21 protein-coding genes are annotated in these 21236 nt (G+C 69.1%); 17 read left to right on the forward strand and 4 right to left on the reverse strand.

What is annotated here, in order from left to right; all coding sequences use genetic code 11:
- The first annotated feature begins 202 nt into the window (after positions 1 to 202).
- Together ACGFSB_RS00195 and ACGFSB_RS00200 are read left to right on the forward strand one after the other, a co-directional pair.
- Positions 203 to 865, forward strand: coding sequence for a hypothetical protein (locus ACGFSB_RS00195; protein WP_393391786.1), 663 nt, complete (start codon positions 203 to 205; stop codon positions 863 to 865).
- 41 nt (positions 866 to 906) lie between these two features.
- Positions 907 to 1890 carry a hypothetical protein gene (locus ACGFSB_RS00200; RefSeq protein WP_393391789.1) on the forward strand — a complete coding sequence of 328 codons (984 nt, stop codon included), beginning with the start codon at positions 907 to 909 and terminating at the stop codon, positions 1888 to 1890.
- Here ACGFSB_RS00200 and ACGFSB_RS00205 read toward each other — a convergent pair.
- Together ACGFSB_RS00205 and ACGFSB_RS00210 are read right to left on the reverse strand one after the other, a co-directional pair.
- Positions 1880 to 2122, reverse strand: a complete 243-nt coding sequence (locus ACGFSB_RS00205) for a DUF397 domain-containing protein (protein ID WP_393391792.1) — start codon at positions 2120 to 2122, stop codon at positions 1880 to 1882. The genes ACGFSB_RS00200 and ACGFSB_RS00205 overlap by 11 nt on opposite strands.
- 11 nt (positions 2123 to 2133) lie before the next feature.
- Positions 2134 to 2799, reverse strand: coding sequence for a DUF5753 domain-containing protein (locus ACGFSB_RS00210; RefSeq protein WP_393393709.1), 666 nt, complete (start codon positions 2797 to 2799; stop codon positions 2134 to 2136).
- 62 nt (positions 2800 to 2861) lie between these two features.
- On the opposite strand from ACGFSB_RS00210, the gene ACGFSB_RS00215 reads away from it, so the two are divergent.
- The 6 genes from ACGFSB_RS00215 to ACGFSB_RS00240 all read left to right on the forward strand — a co-directional run bounded on the left by ACGFSB_RS00215 (position 2862) and on the right by ACGFSB_RS00240 (position 9087).
- Positions 2862 to 3395 carry an ATP-binding protein gene (locus ACGFSB_RS00215; protein WP_393391795.1) on the forward strand — a complete coding sequence of 178 codons (534 nt, stop codon included), beginning with the start codon at positions 2862 to 2864 and terminating at the stop codon, positions 3393 to 3395.
- Positions 3396 to 3466: 71 nt separating this feature from the next.
- A complete protein-coding gene (locus ACGFSB_RS00220; protein ID WP_393391797.1) occupies positions 3467 to 4438 on the forward strand; it encodes an alpha/beta hydrolase family protein in 972 nt (323 codons plus the stop codon).
- A gap of 106 nt (positions 4439 to 4544) precedes the next feature.
- A complete protein-coding gene (locus ACGFSB_RS00225; RefSeq protein WP_393391800.1) occupies positions 4545 to 5189 on the forward strand; it encodes a dihydrofolate reductase family protein in 645 nt (214 codons plus the stop codon).
- A gap of 83 nt (positions 5190 to 5272) precedes the next feature.
- Complete coding sequence (locus ACGFSB_RS00230; RefSeq protein WP_393391802.1) at positions 5273 to 6229, forward strand: hypothetical protein; 957 nt, start codon at positions 5273 to 5275, stop codon at positions 6227 to 6229.
- 141 nt (positions 6230 to 6370) lie between these two features.
- Entirely contained in the window at positions 6371 to 7723 is a 1353-nt protein-coding gene (locus tag ACGFSB_RS00235; protein WP_393391805.1) for a nitrate/nitrite transporter, read from the forward strand.
- Positions 7724 to 7923: 200 nt separating this feature from the next.
- The gene (locus ACGFSB_RS00240; protein ID WP_393391808.1) at positions 7924 to 9087 is read left to right on the forward strand and encodes a uroporphyrinogen-III synthase; all 1164 of its coding nucleotides are present in this window, start codon (positions 7924 to 7926) and stop codon (positions 9085 to 9087) included.
- Here ACGFSB_RS00240 and ACGFSB_RS00245 read toward each other — a convergent pair.
- Positions 9039 to 9611: a DUF1772 domain-containing protein gene (locus tag ACGFSB_RS00245; RefSeq protein ID WP_393391810.1), complete on the reverse strand. Its 573-nt coding sequence runs from the start codon at positions 9609 to 9611 to the stop codon at positions 9039 to 9041. The genes ACGFSB_RS00240 and ACGFSB_RS00245 overlap by 49 nt on opposite strands.
- A gap of 211 nt (positions 9612 to 9822) precedes the next feature.
- On the opposite strand from ACGFSB_RS00245, the gene ACGFSB_RS00250 reads away from it, so the two are divergent.
- The 6 genes from ACGFSB_RS00250 to ACGFSB_RS00275 all read left to right on the forward strand — a co-directional run bounded on the left by ACGFSB_RS00250 (position 9823) and on the right by ACGFSB_RS00275 (position 16792).
- On the forward strand, positions 9823 to 10422 hold the full coding sequence (locus tag ACGFSB_RS00250; protein ID WP_393391811.1) for a CGNR zinc finger domain-containing protein: 600 nt from the start codon (positions 9823 to 9825) through the stop codon (positions 10420 to 10422).
- A 95-nt stretch (positions 10423 to 10517) separates the two neighbouring features.
- Positions 10518 to 11114: a sigma-70 family RNA polymerase sigma factor gene (locus ACGFSB_RS00255; RefSeq protein WP_393391814.1), complete on the forward strand. Its 597-nt coding sequence runs from the start codon at positions 10518 to 10520 to the stop codon at positions 11112 to 11114.
- Positions 11111 to 11920 (forward strand): anti-sigma factor family protein, encoded by an 810-nt coding sequence (locus ACGFSB_RS00260; protein ID WP_393391817.1) that lies wholly within the window; start codon positions 11111 to 11113, stop codon positions 11918 to 11920. Before ACGFSB_RS00255 ends, ACGFSB_RS00260 begins: the two co-directional genes overlap by 4 nt.
- Before the next feature lie 92 nt (positions 11921 to 12012).
- Entirely contained in the window at positions 12013 to 14406 is a 2394-nt protein-coding gene (locus ACGFSB_RS00265) for a HelD family protein (RefSeq protein ID WP_393391819.1), read from the forward strand.
- 370 nt (positions 14407 to 14776) lie between these two features.
- Complete coding sequence (locus tag ACGFSB_RS00270) at positions 14777 to 16207, forward strand: NAD-dependent malic enzyme (RefSeq protein ID WP_393391822.1); 1431 nt, start codon at positions 14777 to 14779, stop codon at positions 16205 to 16207.
- A 303-nt stretch (positions 16208 to 16510) separates the two neighbouring features.
- Positions 16511 to 16792, forward strand: coding sequence for an HU family DNA-binding protein (locus tag ACGFSB_RS00275; RefSeq protein ID WP_016645140.1), 282 nt, complete (start codon positions 16511 to 16513; stop codon positions 16790 to 16792).
- Positions 16793 to 16910: 118 nt separating this feature from the next.
- On the opposite strand, the gene murA is transcribed toward ACGFSB_RS00275, so the two are convergent.
- Positions 16911 to 18251 carry a UDP-N-acetylglucosamine 1-carboxyvinyltransferase gene (gene murA / locus ACGFSB_RS00280; protein WP_393391825.1) on the reverse strand — a complete coding sequence of 447 codons (1341 nt, stop codon included), beginning with the start codon at positions 18249 to 18251 and terminating at the stop codon, positions 16911 to 16913.
- A 245-nt stretch (positions 18252 to 18496) separates the two neighbouring features.
- On the opposite strand from murA, the gene ACGFSB_RS00285 reads away from it, so the two are divergent.
- The 3 genes from ACGFSB_RS00285 (at position 18497) to ACGFSB_RS00295 (ending at position 21231) form a co-directional block, all read left to right on the forward strand.
- Positions 18497 to 19105 (forward strand): YqgE/AlgH family protein, encoded by a 609-nt coding sequence (locus tag ACGFSB_RS00285; RefSeq protein WP_393391827.1) that lies wholly within the window; start codon positions 18497 to 18499, stop codon positions 19103 to 19105.
- 58 nt (positions 19106 to 19163) lie between these two features.
- A complete protein-coding gene (locus ACGFSB_RS00290) occupies positions 19164 to 19475 on the forward strand; it encodes a DUF3039 domain-containing protein (protein ID WP_393391830.1) in 312 nt (103 codons plus the stop codon).
- A 127-nt stretch (positions 19476 to 19602) separates the two neighbouring features.
- The gene (locus tag ACGFSB_RS00295; RefSeq protein ID WP_393393712.1) at positions 19603 to 21231 is read left to right on the forward strand and encodes a beta-N-acetylhexosaminidase; all 1629 of its coding nucleotides are present in this window, start codon (positions 19603 to 19605) and stop codon (positions 21229 to 21231) included.
- Positions 21232 to 21236: the final 5 nt, after the last annotated feature.

Raw genomic sequence — 21236 nt, forward strand, 5'->3', positions numbered from 1 at the left:
GCGACGGAAGGGCGACGGAGGGGTGCCGTGCAGTGATCATCCCGCTGCGTGGAGCGATCAGTACGCGCCATTGATGACGCTGTACAGCCGCTATGCCCGCGTATGCCCTGTGGCGGTCGACCCTCGACGTGGCATCGCTTCTGGCTCATCGATAGCTTGGTTCACTCCAGAGAACCTTCGTCTCATCAGGAGCTGACCGTCCGTGAATCGCCGACCCACCCTGCTCGCAGCGACCGCCCTCACTGCTGCCGCAGTCCTCTCGCTCTCTGCTTGCGGAGGGGGCGATGGCGACTCAAAGGAGAACGACAAGATCGCGGGTGCCGAGTCCGGCGACAAGAAGAGAGAGTCGCCGTCTCCGACAGCATCCGACGACGGGATCGAGCGACCGGAGATCAAGCTGCCGAAGGACGTGAAGGACGTCTTTGAGGGGGGTAAGACCGGCGATGCGAAGAAGGACGCGGTGCTGGCTGACAACGCGCGGCGGATCACTTCGCTGACAGAGGCGGCCACCGTCGACGCCAAGGAGCACCCGGCGCTGAAGTTCTATTCGTCCGGTGATGCCCTGCTGTCGGCGGGGAACTACGCCCAGGGCTTCTACAAGAAGGGCAAGAGCTTCGTCGGGACCACCCGGTATTACGACCGCGAGGTCACGTTCCTCAAGGGTGGCGCTGTCGCGGTGACGTACTGCATGGACGCCACCAAGACGTATCCCAAGGATCGAAAGACCGGCGCGGTCGACAGGTCGATCCCGGCGTCCGACCAGGATTACTCGTTCTACAACACCCGACTGGAGAAGAACGAGGACGGCGTCTGGCAGACGACAGCCGTGTTGACCACGGCGGCGGCGAAGCGGTGCATGTCGTGATCCAGCGCAGGCGGAGTCGTCGGTACGTTCCTCTTCTCGCGTTGGCCGTCGCCATGGTGCCGAGCGTCGCTTATGCCGGCGGTGGCAACCAAGGGGAAGCAGGTGCCCCACAAGTCAAGGCCGGTCGCCAGGACAAGAACCTCACCGTCGAGACGAAGATTCAGACGACGGTCAACGGTGCTCAGGAAACCGCCAAGACGGGCACGCTCACGCCCGCCAACAGCAATTGGGACCCGCCGGCCTGCTGGTACGAGCCCGCCTATTCGCCGAAGCAGATCCAGGCCACCGTCAAGGCGTACCGCCAGATCAAGGTGTTCGGGATCGGCGACGCCGTGGGCGGCGTGTTCGACATGTACTTCAAGGAAGGCAACCCCTACAAGAACTACAACCTTGACAAGCAGGGCAAGGGGCAGTTCTGGGCGGCGGCCATCAACGAAAAGCGCAAGGACGACCCGGAGGCCAACTCCTGCAAGAGGCTGCCCTTCTGGGTGCCCACGGGCGACACTCCGAAGGAACCGCTCGCGGTCTCGCCCAAGATCCTCGCCGAGTACGCCTACGACGAACTCCCCGTACCCAGCACCGAGATCGAGATGGCGCCCGAGGGGACGACGAAGGTCAATCTCCCGACCTGGGCCTGGCTGGACAAGGCGAAGTTCAAGAAGGTCTCCGTCACCGCGAGCATTCCGGGCTCGGGGCTTTCCGCGACGACGACCGCTGAGCCTGTGTCCCTCTCGATCGATCCGGGGACGAAGGACGCGGAGACCTACCCCGCTTCGGGGGAGTGCCCCATCGAGGACGGCAAGATCGGCCTGCCTCGCGCCAAGGGCACACCCGGGGACACGCAACCGCCGTGCGGCGTGAGGTATTTGCGGTCGTCCGGCGATGGTTCGTACGGGCTCCAGGCGACTGTCGTCTGGAAGATCAGCTGGACCAGCACCACCGGTGAGGGTGGAGACCTGCCCGAGGGCGAGTTCGGTGCGGAGCAGCAGGTCAAGGTCGAGGAGATCCAGTCCATCAACCGGTGAGTGAGCCTGACGGCGAGGGGCTGGAGGTCCTGCAATCGGTGGGGGCCCTCATCGTGGGGGTGGACTTGAGGGTGCGTATCAGGGCGTGGAGGCGGTCGGGGGTTGTTGTGAGGGTGACGTCGGGGGCGTCGCTTTCGCGGAGGTGGATTGTGCCGTCCTGGGTGGCGGTGACGTAGACGCAGGAGGACGCCTCTTGGCTGTGGGAGGACTTCTGCCAGAGCAGTTCCGACACGTTGAGCTCCTTCAGATGTCGCGGGCGAGCCGCGTGATGTGGTCCCGGGACTCGGCCGGTGCCAGGGCGGCGGCTTCCATGCGGTCCAGGACCAGACGGTAGCGCTCCAACTGGGCGGGCGAATCGATGAGTTCTCCGCCATGGTCGGTATCGATTTGCACGGTGTCGAGTTGCTGAACTGGGCCGTGGGAGTAGTCGACGCCCTGGCCCGACGTGGGGAAGGGGGCACTGTCGAACGTGATCACGGCGACCGTGACGTGCTCGGCCGCGCTCATCGTGACGAGGTGGTCGAGCTGGGCCCGCGCGGTGGCCCTGTCTCCGAACCGCATACGCAGGGCGGCCTCGTGGATGATCGCGGTATACGGCAGAGCGTGTTCGCGGTGCAGGACTTCCTGACGCTTGATGCGGTGTGAGACGCGGTGCTCGATCTCGTGCGGCTTCAGCGGTGGCACGGTCTGCCTGAAGAGGGCTCGCGCGTGGTCAGGGGTCTGGAGCAGCCCGGGAATATTGATGATCTGCGCCACCCGCAGCGCGACGGCGTGGTGTTCGACCTCCGTGAGGTCAAGCATCCGATGAGAGTGGATCTCGCGGTACTCCTCCCACCATCCACGCCTGCGCTCGCCTGTCATGGAGGCGAGGGCGTCCACCAAGCGCACCGCGCCGCTCAGTCGCGACATTGCCACCGCCCGCACAGTCGACGCTGTCGAGTGGGTCAACCCCCTTCCCCTGGGAGGCCTCCATGGTCACCGTAGCCCCACCCCAAGGCTGGTCCTACGCCCTTCATCTGCCCCACGACCCAAGGGCTCCCCGCGTCGCCCGTATGACCTTGCGGGCCGCTCTCACCGGGCACGGCATGAGTGAACTCCTCGATGTGGCCGAGCTGCTGACGTCGGAGATGGTCACCAATGCTTACCGCCACACGAAAGGCCCCGCCTCGCTGCGGCTGCGGTCCGTTCGGGGCGGGCGGCTTCGCGTCGGGGTGTGGGACAGCAATCCGCACATCCCCGCTCCCTTCGACAAGCCGCCCGGCGCGTTCGGCGCCCCCATGCCGGTGGATTCCGACGGTGGGCGTGGGCTCCTCCTCGTACGGCAGTGCGCGGACGCGTGGGGCGGGTGGCCGCTCGGGGATCAACTGTTCGACAGTGGAGGGAAGTTGCTGTGGTTTGAGGTCGGGGACCTTTCGGGGCGTGGGGGCGTGGGGGGCGTGGGTGCGTGGCTGTGCGAGGAGGGCGGGGTTGGCATTGACGAAGCGGAACCGTGTTCCGTATCGTAAGCGGAACACGGATCCGCTTTGGCCTGGTCCAAGCCGGATGAGGCCGATGAAGGGAATTGCGCATCATGATCATGAGTGAATCGGCTGACCCGGTCGGCACCACCTTCACCTCGCCCGCCGCTCCCGTCCTCTCCGTCAGCCCGGTGGTCCTGCCCGCTCCCGGCCGAGCCGTGGACCTGGAAGTGCGGGTCTCCGCGCCCGTGACCGGGGGCGACCTGCCGGTGATCCTCCTCTCGCACGGGCAGGGCCACTCGAACCACCTCTCCTCGCTGAACGGCTACGCCCCCCTCGTCAACTTCTGGGCGGCGCACGGCTTCGTCGTCATCCAGCCCACCCATCTGAGTTCGACGACGCTGAGCCTGGACCCCGGGACCCCCGGGGCGCCTATGTACTGGCGGTCGCGGGTCGAGGACATGACACGCATCCTCGACCAGCTCGACGGGATCGAGGCCGCCGTCCCGCAGCTTCTCGGGCGGCTGGATCGGAGCAAGGTGGCCGTGGTCGGGCACTCGATGGGCGGGCACACAGCGAGCTTGCTCCTCGGTGCCCGGCTCACCGATCCGGATGACGGAACGGAAGTGAATCTGGCCGAGCCGCGGATCAAGGCCGGCGTACTGCTTGCCGCGCCCGGCAGGGGTGGTGATGCCCTCACCGAGGCGATCGCCGAGAGTTTCCCCTTCCTCGTGGCACCGGACTTCTCCGCGATGACGACGCCCACGCTCGTGGTCGCGGGCGACAAGGACGACTCCGCCCACCTGACGGTCCAGGGCCCGGACTGGCACGCCGATCCGTACTTCCTCTCGCCGGGCCGCAAGTCCCTGCTCACCCTGTTCGATGCCGAGCACGGGCTCGGCGGGATCTCCGGGTATGACGTCGCCGAGACCACGGACGAGAACCCCGAGCGGGTGTCCGCCGTCCAGCGGCTCACCTGGGCCTACCTCCGCACCGAGCTCTACCCCGGAGATCCCGCTTGGCAGGCGGCGAGTGAGGCGGCCCTGGTGGCCGCCGGTTCCTCCTCGCTCGGGCGGGTTGAATCGAAGTAGGCCCTGCCGAGCCAGTTGTGGTTGTGGTTGTGGCGATTAGTTTGTGTGGTCCAGGGCGTCTGAGTGTTGACGATGCCGTACGACGACGTAGACGTAGGAGATCCGCGTGACCCAGCTGCTCAAAGTCCAGAACTTCACCGTCTCCCGTGACGGGTTCGGTGCCGGTGAGCACCAGACCCTTGAGCGGCCGTTCGGCCACGCCGACCCGGGGGAAATGTTCACCTGGGCCGGTGCCACGGCGAGTTGGCCCAATCGCACCGACCCCGGCGGGAGCCGCGGCCTCGACGACTACCTCACGCGCGACTTCGCGCACAACATCGGCGCCGAGATCATGGGGCGCAACAAGTTCGGACCCCAGCGCGGGCCTTGGGAGGACCACGAGTGGCAGGGCTGGTGGGGTGACGAGCCGCCGTTCCACACACCCGTGTTCGTCATGACCCACCACAAGCGCCCCTCGTTCACGCTCTCCGACACCACGTTCCACTTCGTCGACGGCGACCCGGCCACCGTCCTTGAGCAGGCTCGGGAAGCCGCGCAGGGCAAGGACGTCCGGCTCGGCGGCGGAGCCACCGTCGTTCGGGAATTCCTTGATGCCGATCTCGTCGACACCTTGCATGTGGCCGTCTGGCCGGGGGAGCTCGGGTCCGGCGTACGACTCTGGAAGTCCCCCGATGAGCTGCTCGACCGGTTCCACCTCGATGTCGTGCCCAGCCCGAGCGGTATGACGCATCACCTGTTCTGGCGCAAGTGATGTGAGACGTTGGGGGCGGGCGGGGGCAGGGGGTCCCCGCTGGGCTCTGCGAGGAGTCCGACAGTGAGGGGACCCGAATCCATATGACCCAGCCTCCCGGCCAGCCGCCTCAGGACGGATTCGGAGCCCCGCAGCAGCCGCAGCCGCCTGTCCCTGGCGCTCCCGCCGGTCCTTACGGCGCCCCGCCGCCCCCGCCTCAGCAGCCCGACGGGCAGAACCCGTACGCGGGGCCGCCGCCCGGCCAGGCCCCCGCCCAGCCGCCGTACGCCCAGCCCCCGCAAGGCCAGCCCCCGCAAGGCCAGCCCCCGCAAGGCCAGCCCCCGTACGGCCAGCCCCAGCAGCCCTACGGCCAGTCGCCCCAGGGCCCCTACGGGCAACCCCAGCCGCCCTACGGCCAGCCAGACCCCCAGTACGCCGCCTACCCGCCGCCCCCTCCGCCCGGCGGCACCGGCGCACCCGGCCCCGGACCCGGCAAGAAGAAGCTCGGCCTTGTCATCGGCTCCGTCGTCGTGGCCGCCGCGCTCATCGGCGGCGGGATCTTCCTCGTCACCAGCGGTGACAGCGACGACGATGACCAGAAGCCCAAGGCCGATAAGAGCGTGTCGGCGAGCCCTTCCGCCACCGCATCGGAAGAGCCGCCCGCCGATGACCCCGCCACGGAGGACCCCGCCACCGAGGACCCCGTAGACGAGCCGACCGGTGCCGAAGAGGACCGGCCCGCCGGTGACACCGGTTACCAAGGGCAGTGGCAGAACGAAGACGCCAAGACCCTCACCATCGGCGACAAGCTCACCTCGGGGCAGGGCAAGGGCAAGAACTCGGTGTCGTACATCGACGCGGGCGGCAAGGGGCTCTGCATGGGGCTCGGGCAGGAGCAGGGCGGTAGCGGATTCCGTATCGCCCTCAAGTGCGGCACCGGCGACGACGCGAAGTACGTCTCGGCCGATCTCACCCAGGCCAACGACGAAGTGACCCTGAAGTGGGACAAGGGCGGCGGCAGCGACGTCCTCCCGTGGGTGGGCTCGGGCGGAGCCACGTAACAGCCCGTAACAGCCCCCTCCGGCAGGAGCCCTCACCGCCACCCCCACCGCCAGGTGAGAGCAAAGTTCCCCGCCGGTCACCGCGTGCCACGGGACGGAAACCCGCCCTCCCTACCTTCGGGCCATCAGCTGGCTGCGGAGATGCGGAGGTCTGTCATGTGGATTCAACGGTGGGACCCGGAGGACGACGAGTTCTGGGAGGCGGAAGGGGAGCGGGTCGCCCGGCGGAATCTGTTGTTCTCGGTCCTCTCCGAGCACATCGGGTTCTCCATCTGGACCCTGTGGTCCGTGATGGTGCTGTTCATGGGGCCCGAGTACGGGATCGATCCCGCGGGGAAGTTCTTCCTGGTGTCCATGGCCACCCTCGTCGGGGCGGTCGTACGCGTCCCGTACACCTTCGCCGTCGCCCGCTTCGGCGGGCGCAATTGGACCATCTTCGCGGCGAGCATGCTCCTCCTGCCGACCATCGCGGCCTTCGTGGTGATGGAGCCGGGGACCTCGTACACCACCTTCATGGTGTGCGCCCTGCTCACCGGCGTCGGCGGCGGCAACTTCGCCTCCTCCATGACCAACATCAATTCCTTCTTCCCGCTGCGGAAGAAGGGGTGGGCGCTCGGGCTCAACGCCGGGGGCGGCAACATCGGCGTGCCCGTCGTGCAGCTCGCAGGGCTCGCGGTCATCGGGGCCAGTGGCGGGCCGCGCGTGCTGCTCGGGATCTACATTCCCCTCATCCTCGTCTCCGCCGTCTGCGCCGCCCTCTTCATGGACAACCTCGCCACCGTGAAGAACGACACCGGCGCCGCCAAGGAGGCCGTCCGGGACCCGCACACCTGGATCATGGCTTTTCTGTACGTCGGGACCTTCGGGTCCTTCATCGGCTACAGCTTCGCCTTCGGGCTCGTCCTCCAGACGCAGTTCGGGCGTACGCCGTTGCAGGCGGCCTCCATCACGTTCATCGGCCCGCTGCTCGGCTCCCTCATCAGGCCCGTGGGCGGGCGTCTCGCCGACCGCCTCGGCGGGGCCCGCATCACCCTGTGGAACTTCGTCGGGATGGGCGCGGCCACGGCCGTCGTCGTCATCGCCTCGATGCGGGAGTCGCTCGCGCTCTTCGTCGCCGCGTTCATCGCGCTCTTCGTGCTCACGGGGCTCGGCAACGGGTCCACGTACAAGATGATCCCCGGCATCTTCCAGGCCAAGGCCCTGCAGAAGGGGCTCGACGGGGAAGCCGCCGCCGCTTACGGCCGGCGCCTCTCCGGGGCTTCCATGGGGCTCATCGGAGCAGTCGGCGCCCTCGGCGGGCTCGGGATCAATCTCGCCTTCCGGCAGTCCTTCCAGACCGTGGGGTCGGGGACCGGGGCCTTCATCGCCTTCCTTGCCTTCTACGCCGCGTGCTTCGTGGTCACCTGGGCCGTATACCTTCGCCGGCCTGCCGCCGGGCCCGTCTCCGACGAGCACGCGGAGGAGAAGCCCCAGCTCACGTACGCGGAAGTCTGACGGAAGCAGGAGATCAAAAGGACCGCGGCCGGACCGCAGCCCGGCGTAACACGTATGACATCGTCGTGATCCGGGGTTGACACGGGGCCTTGGCAGTCTCGTGCAATCCCGGACCACACGCCGGACCACTCAACCGGAAGCCCTCGGGGCGACACACCACGCACCACACACCACGCAGTACGAGCGGGACGAGACCAGCCATGCACGCGACCCCACAGAACGGTCACCGGAACGGTCACCAGACCGGCCCACTCGCCGGATTCACCGTCGGCGTCACCGCCGCCCGGCGCGCCGACGAGCTCGGCGCGCTGCTCCAGCGGCGCGGAGCCACCGTCCTGCACGCGCCCGCGCTGCGCATCGTCCAGCTCGCCGACGACAGTGAACTCCTCTCCGCCACCAAGGGGTTGATCGACCACGCGCCTGACGTGGTGGTCGCCACCACCGCCATCGGGTTCCGCGGCTGGGTCGAGGCCGCCGACGGGTGGGGGTTCGGGGACGCGCTCCTCACGTGTCTGCGGGGGGTCGAGCTGCTCGCCCGCGGGCCGAAGGTCAAAGGCGCCATTCGCGCCGCCGGGCTCACGGAGAAGTGGTCGCCCTCGTCCGAGTCCATGGCGGAAGTGCTCGACCGGCTGCTCGCGGAGGGCGTCGAGGGGCGGCGCGTCGCGCTCCAGCTGCACGGGGAGCCGCTGCCCGGCTTCGTCGAGTCGCTGCGGGCCGGGGGAGCGGATGTCGTCGTCGTGCCCGTCTACCGGTGGATGCCGCCCGAGGACCTCGCGCCCGTCGACCGGCTCCTCGACGCGACCGTCGCCCGTGGCGTCGACGCGCTGACCTTCACCAGCGCGCCCGCCGCCGCGTCCTTCCTGGCCCGCGCCGAGGACCGCGGCATGTCCATCGAGCTCTTCGCCGCCCTCCAGCACGATGTCCTCGCCGCCTGCGTCGGCCCCGTCACCGCACTGCCGTTGCAGGCCCGCGGCGTCGACACCGTGCAGCCCGAACGCTTCCGGCTCGGACCCCTCGTACAGGTCCTGTGCCAGGAACTGCCTTCCCGCGCCCGTACGCTGCCCATCGCGGGGCACCGTGTCGAGATCCGCGGCCATGCCGTCCTGGTCGACGGCGATCTGCGTCCCGTGCCGCCCGCCGGTATGTCGCTCCTCCGGGCGCTCGCCCGGCGCCCGGGGTGGGTCGTCCCCCGCGCCGAACTGCTGCGGGCGTTGCCGGGCGCCGGGACCGACGAACACGCCGTGGAGACCGCGATGGCCAGACTGCGTACGGCACTTGGCACTCCGAAGCTCGTCCAGACGGTCGTCAAACGCGGCTACCGGCTCGCGCTCGATCCGGCCGCCGAGTCCAAGTACGCGGACTGATCCGGCCGACCACCCTTGCCGAGGAGCACGAGCGCCCGCGCGAGCAGGCCGACCGCGACGGTGGAGAGCACGCCGCGCACGATGTTCCAGGCCAGCCACGCGTCCTCGAACTTCTCGCGCACGGCGGCCGGGTCGGCGATCTTCGCCGGGTCGCCCGCGTCGGCGAGGTCGTTGTTCAGCGGCACGCTCACGCCCGACGTGATCGCGAAGGCCACGAGATAGGCGACGAGCGCCGCGAGGACCCAGCGGAACGAACGCGTCCCGCGCAGCTGCCACGCGGAGACCGCGGGGAGGAGCAGCGCTCCGAAGAAGCTCGCGAAGAAGACCGGGTTGTTGAACGCGTCGTTCGTGTTCTGCATGACCTCGATGAAGACCCGGTCGTCGCTCCGCCCGAGGCCGGGCATGACACCGCAGGAGAAGATGTAGAAGGTTCCGGAGATCAGGCCCATGGCGATGACGGCCGCGCCCAGAACGGCCGCCGCGGTGCCCTGTCCCCGATGGTTCGTCACACGGTTGTCTCTCATGGGACCGAGTCAACCCGGCGGCCGAGTGCCGGACCATGGTTCCGAAGCGCACCCCCATAAGCACGCGTCTCAACCGCTCATAAGCACGCGTCTCAACCGCTCATGAGCGCAAGTCTCAACCGCTCCCGGTGGCAGGGGTTCCGCCCCCGCCCAAGGACGGGCACTGTAGGGGAAGCACTCACCGGTAATCCCACTAGGCGGTGACAGGCGCATGGCACTGGGCATGGACCCGGCCACGTACCCGGCCACGTACGAGCTGCGATTCGACTCCGGGCGGAGCTGTCTGGACCTCGTGGCGACGACCCACCCCGTGGAGCGGCTCGACTCCGTGGACCGGCTGCGTGCCTGGCTCGCGGGCACCGGGCTCGTCCCCGACCGCACGGCCCTGCCGGGGCTCGGCCCGGTGTGGCTCGTCACCTTCCGTGAACTGCGCGGACACATCGGGCAGTTGGTCCTCGCCGAACTCGAAGGGCGGCCCGCCGACACCCAGCTGGCCAGGGTCAACGCCCTCGCCGCCGCCGCACCGCCCGCGCCCCTGGCGGTACGGCACCCCGACGGCAGCCTCGTCCGCACCCTGAGCGGGAACCCCGGCTGCGCGGCCCTCGTCGCGGCCGTCGCCCGTGATGCCGTCGACCTGCTCACCGATCCCGCCGCTCGCGCCCTGCTGCGCCAGTGCGAGGGCGACAACTGCCCCATCGTGTACCTGGACACGTCACGCGGGCGCCGCCGCCGCTGGTGCTCCAGCGAGGTGTGCGGGAACCGCGAGCGGGTGGCAAGGCACCGGCGGCGGGCGGCGCTCGCTCGGGCGTGATCGAAAATCTTTGGGCACGGCTGAACACAACCGCCCCCGCACACGTACATCCCGGGTGAGCCAGCCAAGACGAAGAGCGGACACCGGAGGCAGACGTGCGCAAGGATTCCGCCGTGGCCGATGAGCTCCCGCAGGAACGCTCGCAGGAACGCCCGCACCGACATCGCCTCGTCCCTCAACGCAACGGACCCGACGAGGAGTTGATGCGCGCCCTGTACCGCGAGCACGCGGGTCCACTTCTCGCCTATGTGCTCCGGCTTGTGGCGGGGGACCGGCAGCGCGCCGAAGATGTCGTACAGGAAACGCTCATCCGTGCCTGGAAGAACGCCGGTCAGCTCAACCGTGCGACCGGTTCGGTACGCCCCTGGCTGGTGACGGTCGCCCGGCGCATCGTCATCGACGGCCACCGCAGTCGGCAGGCCCGGCCGCAGGAGGTCGATCCGTCGCCGCTGGAGGTCATCCCCGCGGAGGACGAGATCGATAAGGCGTTGTGGCTGATGACACTCTCGGACGCGCTCGACGACCTGACTCCCGCGCACCGGGAGGTACTTGTCGAAACCTACTTCAAGGGGCGTACGGTCAATGAGGCGGCCGAGACACTGGGTATACCGAGTGGAACGGTGCGCTCGCGGGTCTTCTACGCGCTGCGTTCGATGAAGCTGGCGCTCGAGGAGCGGGGGGTGACGGCATGAACGAGTCGGACTACACCAGTCATGGCGCAGGCGCACAGGGTGATGTGCACGAGGCCGTCGGCGCCTACGCCCTCGGCATCCTGGACGACGCGGAGGCGACGGCCTTCGAGGCGCATCTGGCGGGCTGCGAGTTCTGCGCGCACCAGCTGGAGGAGTTCTCCGGCATGGAGCCGATGCTGGCCGCCCTCGCGGATTTCCCCGGCGCAGGTGTCGCACGGGGCGTACCGGAAATCGGCGAGCAGCTCGCCGCGAGGCCCAGCCCGCACCTCGCGGACCGGCTCGTGGACGAGGTCTCCGTCCGGCGGGCCCAGAAGCGCAGGCGCGGCATGTATCTGGTCGCTGCCGCCGCCGCGCTGATCGTCGGCGGTCCGCTCACGGTCCTCGCGGTGAGCGGCGATGACGGCGGTACGAAGGACGTGGCGGGCGAGCCGCACCCCACGAGCCCCGCCGAGGACGCCTTCTTCAACCACATGAGCGACAAGGTCAAGGCCACGGACCCGAAGACCAAGGTCACCGCCACGGTCGGCACGGAGGAGAAGCCCTGGGGCACGCACACGGTCCTCGAGCTGAAGAACGTGAAGGGCCCGCTCAAGTGCTCCCTGGTCGCGGTCGGCAAGGACGGCGAGAAGGAGACAGTGACCACCTGGTCCGTCCCGAGGTGGGGTTACGGCATCAAGGACAGCCCGAACAAATGGTCGCGCAGCGCCCTGTACGTCCACGGCGGCGCCGCGATGGACCGCAACGAGATCGACCACTTCGAGGTGACCACCTTCGCCGGTGACCGTCTGGTGGAGGTGGACGCGTAGGAGACGTGTAGGAGAAGTGCACATGGGGCCCCCTTTCGCGTACGCTAGACGGCTGCTCGACAGAGCAGCTGCACGTCCGGAAAGGGGCCTCGGTGGCCGATGTACGCGACCGTGAGATCAGCGTCGAACAGGAACATCTCGACCAGGTCTACCGGCGTCTCGAGGAGAAGATCCACGAGGCCGAGTTCCTCATGACCGACGCGGCCAAGCGCTCGCAGGTGGGTACGCCGGGCGCGCTCGCCGAGCGGGACGCCCAGGTGTTCCGTGCGGGGGTGCATCTCAACCGGCTCAACAGCGAGTTCGAGGACTTCCTCTTCGGACGGATCGACCTGCTTCCGGGCAAGGACGGCAAGAAGGGCCCGGACGGCGCGTACACGTCGGTCGAGCCCGCCGAGGACGCCGTCGGCGAGAAGAACACCGCCGAGATCGCCGAGACCCTGCACATCGGCCGCATCGGTGTCCTGGACGCGGACTACTCCCCGCTCGTCATCGACTGGCGCGCCCCGGCCGCCGCGCCGTTCTACCGCTCGACACCGGTCGACCCCGGCCGTGTCGTACGCCGTCGGGTCATCCGCTCCAAGGGCCGCAAGGTCCTCGGCGTCGAGGACGACCTGATGCGCCCCGAGCTCACGGCGACCCTGAACGGCGAGAGCCTGCCCGTCATCGGCGACGGCGCCCTGATGGCGGCCCTCGGCCAGGCCCGCAGCCACACGATGCGGGACATCGTGGCGTCGATCCAGGCCGAGCAGGACATGGTGATCCGTGCCCCCGCCGCGTCGGTGACGTACGTCGAAGGAGGCCCCGGCACCGGCAAGACCGCCGTGGCCCTGCACCGCGCCGCGTACCTCCTCTACCAGGACCGCCGCCGGTACGCGGGCGGCATCCTCATCGTCTCGCCGACCCCGCTGCTCGTGGCGTACACGGAAGGCGTCCTTCCGTCGCTCGGCGAGGAGGGCCAGGTCGCGATCCGCGCGGTGGGCGCGCTGGCCGACGACGCGGCGGGCGCGGTGGAGGCCACGGTCTACGACTCGCCCGCGGTGGCCCGCGTCAAGGGCTCTTCCCGGATGCTGCATGTCCTGCGGAAGGCGGCGCGGGGCGCTCTGGAGGGCGCCGGGGGGACGGTCACGAAGGCGGCATCGTCGGACGGCCAGCTCTCGTTCGGCGACTTCGGGAACGCCGGGAACTCCGGCGACTTCGGCGACGATGACGACGACGAGGGCCCCCGTACCCCCGCCGAGACCCCCACACGCCTCCGCGTGGTCGCCTTCGGCCGCCGCCTGGAGCTGGAGGCCGACGCCCTCGGCCGCATCCGCCGCAACGTGCTCAGCGGCACCGCCCCCGTCAACCTGCTGCGTCCGCGCGCCCGCAAGCTCCTCCTGGACGCCCTGTGGTCCCAGTCGGGCTCCGCGGGCCGGCACAGCGACCCGGAGCTGGCCGCCGAGCTCCGCTCCTCCTTCGACGAGGACATCACGTCCGAGGACGACTTCATCCGCTTCCTCGACGCCTGGTGGCCCGAGCTCACCCCCCGAGCCGTGCTCTCCGCGATGGGCGACGAGCGGCGCCTGGGCCGCTGGTCGCGCCGCGACCTGAACCCGGGCGAGGTCCGCAAGGTCGCCCGCTCCCTCAAGCGCGACGCCCTGTCCGTGCACGACGTGGCGCTCATCGACGAGCTCCAGTCGATTCTCGGTACGCCGCCCAAGCCCCGTAAGAAGAAGGATCTCGACCCGCTGGACCTGCTCACAGGCCTCGACGAACTGATGCCGCAGCGCGAGGAGTCCCAGCGGGAGCGCGCCGAACGGCTCGCGGCGGAGCGCACCGAGTACGCGCACGTCATCGTCGATGAGGCGCAGGACCTGACCCCCATGCAGTGGCGCATGGTCGGCCGCAGGGGCCGGCACGCCACCTGGACGATCGTCGGCGACCCGGCCCAGTCCTCCTGGTCCGACCCGGACGAGGCCGCCGCCGCCCGCGACGAGGCCCTGGGCAGCCGCCCGCGCCGCCGCTTCACCCTCACGGTCAACTACCGCAACCCCGCCGAGATCGCCGACCTCGCCGCCAAGGTGCTCGCACTCGCGATGCCGGGCTCCGAGTCGCCTTCGGCCGTCCGCTCCACCGGAGTGAAGCCCCGCTTCGCCGTCGTACAGGACAAGGACCTCGGCAAGTCCGTGCGCGAGGAGGCGGCACACCTGCTGGCGCAGGTGGACGGCACGGTGGGCGTCGTCGTGGCGATGAACCGGCGTGAGCAGGCGGCCCGCTGGCTCGACGGGCTCGGCGGCCGCGTGGTGGCGCTCGGCAGCCTGGAGGCCAAGGGCCTGGAGTACGACGCGACGGTCGTCGTCTCGCCCGCGGAGATCGCGGACGAGTCACCGGCGGGCCTGCGCGTCCTGTACGTGGCGCTGACGCGCGCGACCCAGCAGCTCACGGTCCTGTCCGGCGAGCGGGACGAGCCGGACGGGGACGGGGTCCCGGACCTGCTCCGCGACTGACTTCGTGGACTTGTCGTGACGGGAATTGCCTTACGGGGATCGTTTGTTACCGTGGATGTGGCACCGGCCCGATCCAAGCCCCCGGGCCCAACCTTCGTCGCTACGAGCGACCACTTGCCGCGAGGCGAGCATGGCGGGTCGGTGTCACTAAGCGTAGGGAGAGGCCCTCGTCACCACGTGACGGGGGCCTCTTTCCGTTTCCCCTGCCGATCCCCCTACCGAGCGCTCTCAACTTCTCGTATGGTGGAAACCAGTTTCCGAAAAAATGGTGAACGAAAAGTTCGCAATCCGAGGCGGCTACCACGTACTCAGTGGTAGGTGCGACGATCGGACGGCAAGAGCTACACGGTGAAAGCAGAGGAAGTCGGCCATGGCAACGGCGCCCAGCGTCTCCTACTCGAACACGGTCCGGTTGGAGGTGCCCGCGAGCGGCACCGCGGTCTCCCAGATCACCACGGCCGTCGAGTCCCACGGAGGCTCGGTGACCGGCCTCGACGTCACGGCCTCCGGTCATGAGGCGCTCCGGATCGACGTCACGATCGCGGCGACCTCCACGACGCACGGGGACGAGATCGTCGCCCAGCTGCGCACCATCGAGGGTGTCACTGTCGGCAAGGTCTCCGACCGTACGTTCCTGATGCACCTCGGCGGCAAGATCGAGATGCAGTCGAAGCACCCCATCAGGAACCGCGACGACCTCTCCATGATCTACACCCCGGGCGTGGCCCGCGTGTGCATGGCGATCGCGGAGAACCCGGAGGACGCGCGGCGCCTGACCATCAAGCGCAACGCCGTTGCGGTCGTAACGGACGGATCGGCCGTTCTCGGCCTCGGGAACATCGGCCCGAAGGCAGCCCTTCCCGTCATGGAGGGCAAGGCGGCGCTCTTCAAGCGCTTCGCGGGAATCGACGCCTGGCCGCTCTGCCTCGACACCCAGGACTCCGACGAGATCGTCGCGATCGTCAAGGCGATCGCCCCCGGCTTCGCGGGCATCAACCTCGAGGACATCTCGGCGCCGCGCTGCTTCGAGATCGAGGCCCGCCTCCGTGAGGCCCTCGACATCCCCGTCTTCCACGACGACCAGCACGGCACCGCGATCGTGGTGCTCGCCGCGCTGACCAACGCACTTCGCGTGGTCGGCAAGGGGATCGGTGACGTACGCGTCGTCATGTCCGGCGCGGGCGCGGCCGGTACGGCCATTCTCAAACTGCTCATCGCGGCGGGCGTCAAGCACGCCGTCGTCGCCGACATCCACGGCGTCGTGCACGCGGACCGCGAGGACCTCGTGGACGCCGCGCCGGACTCGCCGCTGCGCTGGATCGCCGACAACACCAACCCCGAGGGCGCCCGCGGCACCCTCAAGGAAGCGGTCGTCGGAGCGGACGTGTTCATCGGCGTCTCGGCCCCGAACGTCCTGAACGGCGACGACGTCGCGGCCATGGCCGAAGGTGCCATCGTGTTCGCGCTCGCGAACCCGGACCCGGAGGTCGAGCCCGCCATCGCCCGCCAGACGGCGGCGGTCGTCGCCACGGGCCGCTCGGACTTCCCGAACCAGATCAACAACGTCCTGGTCTTCCCCGGCGTCTTCCGCGGTCTGCTCGACGCCCAGTCGCGCACCGTCAACACGGAGATGATGCTGGCGGCGGCGGGCGCCCTCGCGGACGTCGTCGCCGAGGACGAGCTCAACCCGAACTACATCATCCCCAGCGTCTTCAACGACAAGGTCGCGGGCGCCGTCGCCGACGCCGTGCGTGCCGCCGCGAAGGCCGCCGGGGCTGTTGTGACAGGCGCCACGGCCTAGTCGTACGGCGCGTCGTGGAACGCGGGGCCCTCGGCAGCCCTCTAGGGTGGCGGGGAAGCAGGCACCCTACTGCGCTACCGCCTCTTCCAGGGGCGGTGACGCTTTTAGTGTGACCCCCAAGGGCGCCGGATTGGCTTTCCCGCCGCAGGTGGGGGCAGGATGCCTTTCTGGGCGCGAGGGTCTGACGAGGACCCCGGTCCGGGCCCTGACCGAGGACCCTGACAGCATCGGCTTCGCTGTGCCCATCATGCGGCTCCGCCGCGTGGCACGCCTCAACGGCAAGAAGAACACGGGAGTACAAACATGAACCGCAGTGAGCTGGTGGCCGCGCTGGCCGACCGCGCCGAGGTGACTCGCAAGGACGCCGACGCCGTGCTGGCCGCGTTCGCCGAGACCGTCGGCGAGATCGTTGCCAAGGGCGACGAGAAGGTCACCATCCCCGGCTTCCTGACCTTCGAGCGCACCCACCGTGCCGCTCGCACCGCCCGGAACCCGCAGACCGGCGAGCCGATCAACATCCCGGCCGGCTACAGCGTCAAGGTTTCGGCGGGCAGCAAGCTCAAGGAAGCGGCTAAGGGCAAGTAGCCTCAAGCAGTAGAAGGGGCGGCACCCGATTGGGTGCCGCCCCTTCTGCGTGCCGTTCTGCATGCTGTTCTGCGTGCCGTTCGAAGATGGCCTCGAACGCCGGCCGGGCCAGATCCGCCTAGAGCGCTGCCTTGCCCGGCAGTTCCACCTTCGCGCCGAGCTCCACGAGCTTGTCCATGAAGTTCTCGTAGCCGCGGTTGATCAGATCGATGCCGTGGACGCGGGACGTGCCCTGCGCCGCGAGAGCCGCGATCAGGTACGAGAAGCCGCCGCGGAGGTCGGGGATGACCAGATCGGCGCCCTGGAGCTTCGTGGGCCCGGAGACGACCGCCGAGTGGAGGAAGTTCCGCTGGCCGAAGCGGCAGTGGGAGCCGCCGAGGCACTCGCGGTAGAGCTGGATGTGGGCGCCCATCTGATTGAGCGCGGAGGTGAAGCCGAGCCGGGACTCGTAGACCGTCTCGTGGACGATGGAGAGCCCCGCGGCCTGCGTGAGCGCCACGACGAGCGGCTGCTGCCAGTCGGTCTGGAAGCCGGGGTGCACGTCCGTCTCCAGGGCGATCGCCTTGAGCGCGCCGCCCGGGTGCCAGAAGCGGATGCCCTCGTCGTCGATCTCGAAGGCACCGCCCACCTTCCGGTAGGTGTTCAGGAACGTCATCATCGAGCGCTGCTGGGCGCCGCGGACGTAGATGTTGCCTTCGGTCGCCAGGGCCGCGGAAGCCCACGAGGCGGCCTCCAGGCGGTCCGAGAGGGCGTGGTGGTTGTAGCCGCCCAGGCTGTCGACACCGGTGACCCTTATGGTCCTGTCGGTGTCCATCGCGATGATCGCGCCCATTTTCTGCAGTACGCAGATGAGGTCTTCGATCTCGGGTTCGACGGCGGCGTTCGAAAGCTCGGTGACGCCTTCGGCCAGAACGGCCGTGAGCAGGACCTGCTCGGTGGCGCCGACGGACGGGTACGGCAGCTCGATCTTCGTGCCGCGAAGGCGCTGCGGGGCCTCCAGGTACTGGCCGCCTTCACGCTTCTCGATGGTGGCGCCGAACTGGCGGAGCACCTCGAAGTGGAAGTCGATCGGCCGGCCGCCGATGTCGCAGCCGCCGAGGCCGGGGATGAAGGCGTGCCCGAGGCGGTGCAGGAGCGGCCCGCAGAAGAGGATCGGGATGCGCGACGACCCGGCGTGGGCGTCGATGTCCGCGACGTTGGCGCTCTCCACGTGCGAGGGGTCCATGACCAGCTCGCCCGGCTCCTCACCGGGGCGGACCGTGACGCCATGCAGCTGTAGCAGCCCGCGTACGACGCGCACGTCTCGAATGTCCGGGACATTGCGCAGCCTGCTCGGAGCGCTGCCGAGCAGCGCGGCGACCATGGCCTTGGGCACAAGGTTCTTCGCGCCGCGGACACGGATCTCGCCCTCCAGCGGGGTTCCGCCGTGGACAAGCAGTACATCGTCGGTGACGGTCATGAATCTCGCGTTCCGATTGGATGGACGGGTGGGCCAAAGGGCAAGGGTAATGGGCGCGTACCCCCCTTCCGTAAGGCCGAGGACGTGCGAACCACGTCAGGAGTTCGTGACAACACGAAACGTTCGGAACCGGACACTCCGGGTCACTGTCGAAACCGTGCGCTCCGGTCGCTTCAGTGCGCCCCTGAGCTGCATTCACTCCTGTACGGGCATTGCCTCCCCCCGCGGGGCAAAGATGCGGGATCATGTCGCTCATGACCGAGGTGTCCTCGCTCACAGGGCGGCTGCTCGTGGCCACGCCTGCCCTGGCGGACCCGAACTTCGACCGCGCGGTGGTGCTGCTCCTCGACCACGACGAGGAGGGCTCGCTCGGTGTGGTCCTCAACCGGCCCACGCCGGTGGACGTCGCGGACATCCTGGAGGGCTGGGGAGACCTGGCAGGAGCACCGGGGGTCGTCTTCCAGGGCGGCCCCGTCTCACTCGACTCGGCACTCGGCGTGGCGGTGATCCCGGGCGACGAGAACCCCGCCCCTGGCTCCCGGCCGCGCCCGGACAGCGGAGAACCGATCGGCTGGCGCCGCGTGCACGGCGCGATCGGCCTGGTCGACCTGGACACCCCGCCGGAACTGCTCGCCCCCGCACTCGGCTCGCTGCGGATCTTCGCCGGTTACGCGGGCTGGGGCCCCGGCCAGCTGGAGAACGAGCTCGCCGAGGGCGCCTGGTACGTCGTCGAGTCCGAGCCCGGCGACGTCTCGTCCCCGGACCCGGAGCGACTGTGGCGCGCGGTGCTTCGGAGGCAGCGGAGCGAGCTGGCGATGGTGGCCACGTATCCGGATGACGCGTCGCTCAACTGACGGGTCGGTGCCGACCACAGGGGCCTGGACCCCGCACGCGTAGGTACCCTTGGATGCCATGAGCACTCTTGAGCCCGAGCCCGAGCGCGGGGCAGGTACGGGGACCCTCGTAGAGCCGACGCCACAGGTGTCGCACGGTGACGGCGACCACGAGCGCTACGCGCACTATGTCCAGAAGGACAAGATCATGGCGAGCGCGCTCGACGGTACGCCCGTCGTCGCGCTCTGCGGCAAGGTGTGGGTGCCGGGCCGTGACCCGAAGAAGTATCCCGTCTGCCCCATGTGCAAAGAGATCTACGAGTCCATGAACGACGGTGGCGACAAGGACAAGGGCGGTAAGGACGGCAAGGGCGGCGGCGGCAAGAAGTAGCCGCAGGCAGCCAGAAGTAGCCTCCGCGGCAGGTCCCGGCCGGTCCCGGCCTCTTCGCGAAAGGGGCGTTGCGTGTGCCGCAACGCCCCTTTTGCGTTGTGCAATCGCGTGGCAGCCTCATCGCATGATGACCTTTGAGCAACTGATCCCGGCGCCCGCACGCGCCGACGGACCGCACACCGAAGGCTTCTTCCTCGACTCGTCGACAGCGCTCAGGGCCGGGCCCGGCACCGAGTCCACCGAACGCTGGCTGCGTTCCACCCTTGGCGGCGCCCTCGGTCTTCCGCTGGCGCCCGGCGAGGGCCCCGCCGTCTCGCCCGGCATCGACCTGAGCATCGACGACTCCCTCGCGCCCGAGGCGTACCGGCTCACCGTCGACGAGAGCGGTGTGCGGATCCTCGGCGGCGCCGCTCCTGGCGTCTTCTGGGGGGCCCAGACCCTGCGCCAGCTCATCGGTCCCGAAGCCTTCCGGCGCGCGCCCCTGAGGGTGGGGGCGCGGTACGCCGTACCGGGGTGCCTCATCGAGGACGCCCCCCGGTTCCGCTGGCGCGGCATGATGCTCGACGTGGCGCGGCACTTCATGCCCAAGGACGGGGTCCTGCGCTACCTCGATCTCCTCGCCGCCCACAAGCTGAACGTCTTCCACTTCCACCTCACCGACGATCAGGGCTGGCGCATCGAGATCAAGCGCTATCCGAAGCTGACCGAGGACGGCTCGTGGCGGCCGCGTTCGAAGTGGGGGCATCGCGCCTCCGAGTTGTGGAACGACACCCCGCACGGCGGCTACTACACGCAGGACGACATCCGCGAGATCGTCGCGTACGCACATGAGCGGCATATCGCCGTCGTACCCGAGATCGACATTCCCGGGCACTCGCAGGCCGCCATCGCCGCCTATCCGGAGCTCGGCAACACCGATGTCGTCGACACCTCGTCGCTCGGCGTCTGGGACACCTGGGGCGTCAACCCGAACGTCCTCGCACCGACCGAGAACACCCTCCGCTTCTATGAAGGGGTGTTCGAGGAGGTCCTCGAGCTCTTTCCCTCCACCTTCATCCATGTCGGGGGAGACGAGTGCCCCAAGGGCCAGTGGAAGGAGTCGGCTACCGCGCAAGCTCGTATCAAGGAGCTCGGCGTCGGCGACGAGGACGGGCTCCAGAGCTGGTTCATCCGGCACTTCGACACGTGGCTGACCGCACGAGGGCGTCGTCTCATCGGTTGGGACGAAATCCTGGAGGGTGGCCTCGCCGAGGGCGCCACCGTGTCGTCCTGGCGCGGGTACGGGGGCGGGATCGCCGCCGCGCGGGCCGGGCACGACGTCGTCATGTGTCCTGAGCAGCAGGTGTACCTCGACCACCGGCAGCACGGCGGACCCGACGAGCCCGCACCCATCGGCTTCGTACGCACCCTTGAGGATGTCTATCGCTTCGAGCCGTTGCCGCCGGAGCTCAGCGAGGACGAGCGGCGGCACGTCCTCGGTACGCAGGCCAACGTCTGGACCGAGGTGATGGAGTACCAGGCACGCGTGGACTACCAGGTGTTCCCGCGTCTCGCCGCGTTCGCCGAAGTCGCCTGGAGCAGCGTGCCGGAATCCGCCGAGCGCGACTTCGCCGATTTCGAGCGGCGGATGACCGGGCATTACGCGCGACTTGACGCACTCGGCGTCGACTACCGCCCGCCCGGCGGCCCGTTGCCGTGGCAGCGGCGCCCTGGAGTGCTCGGACGCCCGATCGACGGGACACCCCCGAACGTGTGAGGCGC

The sequence above is a fragment of the Streptomyces sp. NPDC048441 genome (genome assembly GCF_043200235.1).
Taxonomy (GTDB): Bacteria; Actinomycetota; Actinomycetes; order Streptomycetales; family Streptomycetaceae; genus Streptomyces.

Bases quoted from the DNA above. Each gene is read 5' to 3' on its own strand.
- ACGFSB_RS00235 (WP_393391805.1), top strand. From the start codon at position 6,371: ATGCGGAGGTCTGTCATGTGGATTCAACGGTGGGACCCGGAGGACGAC.
- murA (WP_393391825.1), bottom strand. From the start codon at position 18,251: ATGACCGTCACCGACGATGTACTGCTTGTCCACGGCGGAACCCCGCTG.
- ACGFSB_RS00245 (WP_393391810.1), bottom strand. From the start codon at position 9,611: ATGAGAGACAACCGTGTGACGAACCATCGGGGACAGGGCACCGCGGCG.
- ACGFSB_RS00250 (WP_393391811.1), top strand. From the start codon at position 9,823: ATGGCACTGGGCATGGACCCGGCCACGTACCCGGCCACGTACGAGCTG.
- ACGFSB_RS00240 (WP_393391808.1), top strand. From the start codon at position 7,924: ATGCACGCGACCCCACAGAACGGTCACCGGAACGGTCACCAGACCGGC.
- ACGFSB_RS00230 (WP_393391802.1), top strand. From the start codon at position 5,273: ATGACCCAGCCTCCCGGCCAGCCGCCTCAGGACGGATTCGGAGCCCCG.
- ACGFSB_RS00270 (WP_393391822.1), top strand. From the start codon at position 14,777: ATGGCAACGGCGCCCAGCGTCTCCTACTCGAACACGGTCCGGTTGGAG.
- ACGFSB_RS00290 (WP_393391830.1), top strand. From the start codon at position 19,164: ATGAGCACTCTTGAGCCCGAGCCCGAGCGCGGGGCAGGTACGGGGACC.
- ACGFSB_RS00260 (WP_393391817.1), top strand. From the start codon at position 11,111: ATGAACGAGTCGGACTACACCAGTCATGGCGCAGGCGCACAGGGTGAT.
- ACGFSB_RS00210 (WP_393393709.1), bottom strand. From the start codon at position 2,799: ATGTCGCGACTGAGCGGCGCGGTGCGCTTGGTGGACGCCCTCGCCTCC.
- ACGFSB_RS00215 (WP_393391795.1), top strand. From the start codon at position 2,862: ATGGTCACCGTAGCCCCACCCCAAGGCTGGTCCTACGCCCTTCATCTG.
- ACGFSB_RS00275 (WP_016645140.1), top strand. From the start codon at position 16,511: ATGAACCGCAGTGAGCTGGTGGCCGCGCTGGCCGACCGCGCCGAGGTG.
- ACGFSB_RS00285 (WP_393391827.1), top strand. From the start codon at position 18,497: ATGTCGCTCATGACCGAGGTGTCCTCGCTCACAGGGCGGCTGCTCGTG.
- ACGFSB_RS00220 (WP_393391797.1), top strand. From the start codon at position 3,467: ATGAGTGAATCGGCTGACCCGGTCGGCACCACCTTCACCTCGCCCGCC.
- ACGFSB_RS00295 (WP_393393712.1), top strand. From the start codon at position 19,603: ATGACCTTTGAGCAACTGATCCCGGCGCCCGCACGCGCCGACGGACCG.